We start from the raw sequence: 6,735 nt of genomic DNA, 5'->3' as shown, positions 1-6,735 counted from the left end.
CTTCCTAAGACCGCTTGGCCTCCCGACTTTGTTAATTCTGAAGGAAAGGAAGTTACTGTGAAGGCTGAAATTGCTTCAACTTTTTCTGAGAGACAGAATGGATTTATGTTCCGGCAGGATATTCCTGAAGGAACCGGAATGTTATTTATTTTTGAAGAAGAACAGATTCTTAATTTCTGGATGAAAAATACTCCCCATCCGCTTTCAATTGCCTATATCGATAAAAACGGCCGGATCCGCGATATTCTGGATATGTATCCATTTGATCTTTCTAATGTGACCAGTTCTACAGAGGTTCTTTATGCTCTTGAAGTGCCGCAGGGCTGGTATAAAAAAGCCGGAATTAATCCTGGGGATAAACTCCGGCTTGATTTTTAAGCTTCCAGTTTTGAAAGTTCTATAGCAGCAATTTTGTCATCAGGATCTATTTCCAGGACTGTCTGAAAATAGCCCGCTGCAAGAGAAGGATTTCCTTCTTTAAGTGCAACATAACCAAGATTTGAGATGATTTTTGTATTTTCACTGTCTTTTGCAAGTGCCTTTTCAAGAAGTTTTTTTGCTCCTTTGATATCCCCGCTTTCAAGAAGACATATTGAAAGTTCATTGTAAGTATCACTTGTTTCTCCGCCTTCGAGACTCAATGCTTTTTCAAAAGCCATTTTTGCTTCTTCATAGCGGCCTGTTTTTCTCATACCCCAGCCGAGCATAAACCAGGCATTCCATACATCCGGATTCTTTTCGATAAATTTACGGATTTCTTCAAGTCCTTTTTCTTCTTCACCACGGTTTATTAAATCATAAGCTGCTTTAAAGTGATCATCATCCATATTGCGGTTTGAAATATCATTTAAAATCTGCTGAGCCCTGTTTTTTTTGTAAATTCCGTTTTCTCCAAGTTCTTCATCTTTAACATCGCAGGTAAGGGCAAGATAAGTTTCAAAGGAATCTTTGGCTTCTTTATATTTACGCTGTTTAAGATAGAAAAAGCCTGCGTTAAAAAAAGCATCCGGCATAGCAGGCTCTGCTTCAAGAGCTTCCCGGTAATAATTGAATGCATCGGCATCGTAGGCATCGGCATCATCATGCAGACCTGATTTCCGGTATGAATCTGCCCGCTGATCAAAGAAAAGTGCAGTATTCAAAACGATAGTCATGTCTTCCGGATCAAAACCGCGCAGTGCACGGAAAATTTCTTCAGCAAGGTCAAAATCTTCGTTTTTTGCCTTTAAAATTGCAGCTTCACCGAGTTCTTTTTTTAGATTTGGTCTGGCATGTTTTAATATTGAGCGGTAATACTGAATATTAGTGTTTTTCTGGTCATACGCCATGATTGTAAGAAGACCTGCAAGAATCTGCTCTTCTGTTAAAGATTTCATATCGAATGAGCCCGGTGCATCATCTGCCTTTTTTTGTACAGGAAGAGGAATTGTAGTATCGATATGAAATGCAGTTTCTGAAAATTTGAAATCTTCCGGGATATTTATAAAATAAATAGAATCTAATGGGGAAGAAGGATTCATAATATTCTCCTGATAAAAAATAAACTCAGCTATATTAACTGAGTTTTTGAAAAATTAAAATATGTCAGGCTGTTAAAATTACTCTGGAAGAGTAGGTGCCTGCTGTGACTGTATCGGAGATTGAGAAGGCTGCTGAGCCTGAGCTTCTCTTTGCTGGGAAGCCTGATCTGTTGTTGAAAGCTGAGTTTTCCGTACAGCTGTAAGAAAATCATTAAGATGCATTTTGTATGATAAAGGAACAAACTGTTCATCAAATTTAATGCTTGCTGCACAAATATCTTTGCGCCCCTGAATTAAATCTGCAGAAACAATAGTTCCCCTGATTGATACAACTTCGCTTGGTTCGTTAAATTCAAGACGAAGAATCGCATCTTTATTGGCAAGAAACTGTGAAAGACCGATAAGAATAACCTTTGCACCTGAGAAAGACAAATCCCTCAAAACGCAATGACGCGGAACGCTCTGTACAATAACGACACACTCTTCTTTAGCAAGTCCAAGACGTCTCTTTGAATCTTCATTGATTACAACCCGTTCTTCACGGCGGCGGACTGCATTTGCGTTTGCTTCGAGTAATTTACCGACAATTTCGATTAAATCATCTGGTGGACGTTGTGTGAACTGAAGGGAAACTACAACAAGTTCTTTAGAATTCATGTAAGGCTGAATTTTTGCAACTCGTGCTGATACTAAGAATGTGACTGTTTCTCCTTCCTGTTCATTAAAACAGAAACGGATGTTTACAGTTGGATTATCCTTTGCTGCAAGTGCCTGAAAAGCGCCACCCTTTGTGCCAACAATGATTTTAGCAAGCTGAAATGAAGTTGAATTTATGATACAAGGCCACTGACCGCCATTACATTTTACATAAACTTGACGAGGGTCGAGACCTAATGCACGGATGATATCTTTAGTGAAAGTAATTTCTGTATCACGATACTGATCGTAATATTTTGTTAGCTGTTGACTTGTGGCAATCCCCATACCTTAATAATAACTGATAAATTGTTTATCGTCAATTAAAACCAAAAAACACTGCAATTTTTCTTGATGATGAATAAGAAAGCATATTTTTACCGTTTATATAAAGCGTGGTTGAACCGCCGCCATCCATTTCCATTGCATTTTTTGCACCCAGAGCGAGCATGATGTCAGCACATTCCGGATAAGAAAGTCCTGTGCTTTGAGATTTTCTTTCACCTTCTGCAATCAGAATATAGAGTGTTTTACCGTCTCCGCTTAATCCGACGGCTGTTCTTGAATCTCTTGTCTGATATGAAAAGGTTTCTTTTTTGGAATCAGTTAAAATTGTATAAAATCCGCCTAAACAAAAATCATATCCGCTGTATTCTGATACAGTTTGATTTTTGAATATTTTTGCAGAATATCCTTTTTCAGATTTTTTTATACATAGTGCACTGTATTTTTTCAACGGTGCTGACAATTCTTTTTTGTTTACAGTGTGAATTCCTGAAATTTTTCTTGTATCAGTTAATTTTGCAATAAAACTGGAACTTCCTTCTTTACCGGAAAATGGTGCTGTGTTTATAAAAATTTTTGACGGGTGCTTTTTTGAAAATTCTTTTGCTGAAAGTCCTTTAAAATAAGCTGTTTTACTGCCATTACTATCTAAAAAAACTTTTTCTGAATCAGGGAAAATATTAAATTGTAAACTTTCGTCCTGAAGATTGATTTTAAGACAGTGACAGCGTAAAGGAAAATCTTTATTTTCATAGAAAAAATACTGTGCATATGAAATATTATTCAGATTCTGCCAGTTTATATCAGAAGTAAAGGGTGTGTTTGAACTGGAAAATCTATTTGAAGCACAGGAGACTAAAAAAAAAGGTAAGAGAAAACAGTAAATGAGTATTAAAAAACCTCTGCACAGGCAGAGGCTTTTTCTTAAACTAGTACGAAGAACGTGAATCATGTGATTTTCGTGTTTTCTTCATCATTTTGCGCTGAAGAGTTTTGTTCTTTCGGTTAAGGATTGTAGATGGTTTTTCGTAATATTCGCGCTTTTTGTATTCGCGGATGATACCTTCTTTTTCGACCATTCTCTTGAAACGTTTGATTGCTTTTTCAAGATTCTCTGAGTCTTCAACCATGATTGTTGCCATAATTTCACCTCCTCACTACCGAAGAATCCGTAAGTTTTTACAATTTATCAAAAAATAGGGAGCATTTCAAGAGACTGTTATAGATTTTTGAGCATTTTCTTTAGTTTTATAGCTGTCTTTTATTTGTTTTTCCCGGTTTTTTTCCATAACGTATGAAATAAAGTGGTCTTCAATTGTTTTGTGAGGTCCTGCTATATTTAATCTTCGTCTTGCCCGGGCGTTATCACGCCGCAGTGTGTACTGCTGATAGAAGTCACGGTAATCTTCTGTCATATTGACTTTTACATCAGTGCCCAAAAAAGTTGAAACTTCATCACGACCTATTGCTGCAATTCCCTGTTCACGGAGCATATTTTTAAGTTTAGTGATTTGTTCATAGGAAATTCCAAACAAAAATTCTTCCATAGCCATATTTACATCAGCATCTGCAAGTTTTGTTTTGATAAAGTCAGACCATTGTTCATCAAGCTGGAATGAAATCATAATAAGTTCACTTGTTCCCATCATTGTACCAAATGCCGGAGCTAAGCGGGTGCGGGCTGTCCATACAGACTGTAAGACTGGTGCTATGTCAGAGATATTTTGATCTGCACGGTGTTCCCAGAGTAAAAGTAATGAAAGAGCCAGCTGCCTTCTTGAATCCATTGATAAAGTCGTGTCACGGATTAAGTTTAAATAAACATCTTCGGCAAGCAGAAGAAACATCATGGAAACAGTTTCATCGTGAATGGATTTGATGCTTTTTGAATCCATATTTACTTCTTTTGAAAGTTTTTCTATTGATGAGAATGTGTGAAGTTTTGCTACAAGAAAGCCTTTGCCCAAAGTTGCTTTTGACGGAAGCTGTAAAGTTGTATCGCCTTCACGAGTGCTGTTAATAAGTGAGTCTATTAAAGACTGGGGTGTTCGGGAACCAACGGTTAATTCTGTGCGTTCCAGAAGGGAAGGAAAGGCCGCTATTGCAGAGGCAAGTTTTTTGAGATCTTCTACACGTTTATTAAAGAGTTCCAGATGTTCTTTATCAACTTCTGAAAGCTTTTCACGAAGCTGTTTGACAAGCTGTTTCTGTTCTTCAGTAAATACAACAATACCAGTGTCAATCAAATCTTCGGCCTGTTCTTTTTCGTCGAAGAATTCTGTTATATCGACTGACGTAAAATTATTATTAGTCATTTTTATCCCTGTTAAAAGTATACCATACTTTTTCTAATTTCAATAGTAAAAACTGCCGATTGTTTGAATATGAAAAAAATTGCCCTTTTCTTTTTTACAGTTTTGTGCATCTCGTTTTCTTTTGCCGAATCTCCAGACCTCATAATTTATCCTGAGGATTTGCGGCTGGTTTATGATGACGGAACAGATTTTAAATCAAGTGGGGGGTATCATCTTTATATCCGTAAAAAAAACGGCATTGAATCAGTTATGCTCGTCGAAACTACTAAGGATCCAGAAGGCAAAATAGATAATTATGCTTATCGGGCATTAGAATATAATCCTGTCAACGGCGATGAAATCCGCTTTCTAAATGGTAAAAAACTTGAGTCAAATTATTCAAAATACAGTCTTATGGATTCAACACCAGAAAAAGACAGCGTTTTTGGAGAAGCTTTTCATATTTTTATCCCTGCAGAGATTGCTTTTGGATATCCATGGACCAGAAACGGAACTGTTAAAATTGACCGTGGAACTTTTATAAATATCCGCTCTTTTTCAAAAAAATACGGGGATTATTCCGGAGAGTATTCGGATAATGCCTTTATGTTTGATCTTGGAAAGACTGTTGAAAAAGAAAAAAAAGAAGAGCCGGTAAAGGAAGCTGAAACAGAAGAGATTCTGCCTGAAATAAAAGAACCTGAAGTAATTATACTTACTGATGATTATAATCCTGATGCTGCGGAAAGTTTCAAAAATATTGCTGCTTTTGGTGGTGGAGAAATGGTTTATTCAAAGGGACCTGAGACTTTACCTGATGATATCATGTCTTCGCTGGACAGAATTAAAAATAAAGATTGCGCCGATGTGATTTTTGCAATTGATACTACAGGAAGCATGAAAGATGATGTTCAGAAACTGCGTGATGTATGGATCCCGCAGCTTATTGAAAAAGTAAAGGAATTTAAGAGTTTAAGACTTGGTTTACTTTTATACCGTGATTATGGGGACACATACAAGTGGATGGATTTACCTGTAAAAAAATTTGACTTTACTCAGAGTGTTGATTTATTTAAGAAGAATCTGAACAGCTTTTATATTCATGGTACTGAAGGCGGGGATATCCCGGAAGCTGTTTATGAAGCTCTTTTTGCATCGATGGAATATTATAACTGGAGAAACGAAGCAGAAAGAAAAATCATTCTGATTGGAGATGCCGAACCGCATCCAAGTCCGCGCGGAAGCGGTAAATATTCCAAAGATTTAGTTGCTTCTCTTGCCGAAAGAAAAGGTGTGACAATTGATGCAGTAATTGTTCCTGACGACAAGAGTGAGCGCGGAAGATAAATTAATTTTTCTTTTCTGCGATTTTGTCTAATTCCAGCTGGGAAAGTTTCTGGTATGCTCCCGGAAGAGTTCCTGGCTGAGCTTTTTGATATAATTCGATAAGTGAAGTCAAAACTTCTTCGGCCTGTTCATATTTCTTTTGTTTCATAAAAACGTGACCGATTTCGTAAGTTGCTTCGACATATACTGCAGGTGAATCTGCATAGCGTTCTGTCACTGCATTGTAATATCTGAGAGATTCTTTGTATTTTCCGTTTTCGAAAGCTGCCTGTCCTTTTTGAATGAGTTCCTGTGCTGTTAAATCTTCAGGAATCTCTTTTGGTGTAGAAGTACATGATGATAAAAGAGCTGTAAAAGCGATTGAAAAAATAATTGTTTTTAATGTCGTGCGTTTCATAATGCTATAATAACAAATCTGCGAGAAAAAAGTTAATAGGTATCTCTTTGAAATTGAATATAATTGTTCTTTTCTGTAGAATCAATGCATCACTTTTTTTGGAGAATATCATGGCTACACCATTGGAAAATTATCTTTCTTCTTGCGGTAACAAACCTACTGCCGCTATGTGCGCTTACGTTGCAAACCTTCAGCA

Annotated in this window: 8 protein-coding genes; 2 read left to right on the top strand and 6 right to left on the bottom strand. The window is 36.9% G+C overall.

Features of this window, described 5'->3' with window-relative positions:
* On the top strand, nt 1–378 hold a 378-nt coding region (locus tag ACKI5B_RS06280; RefSeq protein WP_407426921.1), incomplete at its 5' end, for a DUF192 domain-containing protein.
* Here the strand turns inward: ACKI5B_RS06280 and ACKI5B_RS06275 are convergent.
* The 5 genes from ACKI5B_RS06275 to ACKI5B_RS06255 form a co-directional block, all read right to left on the bottom strand.
* Nucleotides 375–1,520: a tetratricopeptide repeat protein gene (locus ACKI5B_RS06275; protein ID WP_407426919.1), complete on the bottom strand. Its 1,146-nt coding sequence runs from the start codon at nt 1,518–1,520 to the stop codon at nt 375–377. The two genes, ACKI5B_RS06280 and ACKI5B_RS06275, sit on opposite strands and share 4 nt — an antisense overlap.
* Nucleotides 1,521–1,598: 78 nt before the next feature.
* Nucleotides 1,599–2,504: a PilZN3 domain-containing protein gene (locus ACKI5B_RS06270; RefSeq protein ID WP_407426917.1), complete on the bottom strand. Its 906-nt coding sequence runs from the start codon at nt 2,502–2,504 to the stop codon at nt 1,599–1,601.
* Between the two features lie 31 nt (nt 2,505–2,535).
* Nucleotides 2,536–3,453 carry a phosphodiester glycosidase family protein gene (locus ACKI5B_RS06265; RefSeq protein WP_407426915.1) on the bottom strand — a complete coding sequence of 306 codons (918 nt, stop codon included), beginning with the start codon at nt 3,451–3,453 and terminating at the stop codon, nt 2,536–2,538.
* Nucleotides 3,431–3,643: a 30S ribosomal protein S21 gene (gene rpsU / locus ACKI5B_RS06260; RefSeq protein ID WP_407426913.1), complete on the bottom strand. Its 213-nt coding sequence runs from the start codon at nt 3,641–3,643 to the stop codon at nt 3,431–3,433. The genes ACKI5B_RS06265 and rpsU overlap by 23 nt, the downstream gene beginning before the upstream one ends.
* A 66-nt stretch (nt 3,644–3,709) precedes the next feature.
* A complete protein-coding gene (locus ACKI5B_RS06255) occupies nt 3,710–4,816 on the bottom strand; it encodes a hypothetical protein (RefSeq protein ID WP_407426911.1) in 1,107 nt (368 codons plus the stop codon).
* 69 nt (nt 4,817–4,885) lie between these two features.
* Between ACKI5B_RS06255 and ACKI5B_RS06250 the strand changes: the two genes are divergently transcribed.
* A complete protein-coding gene (locus ACKI5B_RS06250) occupies nt 4,886–6,142 on the top strand; it encodes a vWA domain-containing protein (protein WP_407426909.1) in 1,257 nt (418 codons plus the stop codon).
* A 1-nt stretch (nt 6,143) separates the two neighbouring features.
* Here ACKI5B_RS06250 and ACKI5B_RS06245 read toward each other — a convergent pair whose 3' ends face one another.
* Nucleotides 6,144–6,539: a tetratricopeptide repeat protein gene (locus tag ACKI5B_RS06245; RefSeq protein ID WP_407426907.1), complete on the bottom strand. Its 396-nt coding sequence runs from the start codon at nt 6,537–6,539 to the stop codon at nt 6,144–6,146.
* Between the last annotated feature and the right edge of the window lie 196 nt (nt 6,540–6,735).

The sequence above is a fragment of the Treponema sp. genome, assembly GCF_045657965.1.
Classification (GTDB): domain Bacteria; phylum Spirochaetota; class Spirochaetia; order Treponematales; family Treponemataceae; genus Treponema_D.
The sequence above is the reverse complement of the archived record's forward strand: the minus strand, read 5'-3'. Positions and strand labels throughout refer to the sequence as shown.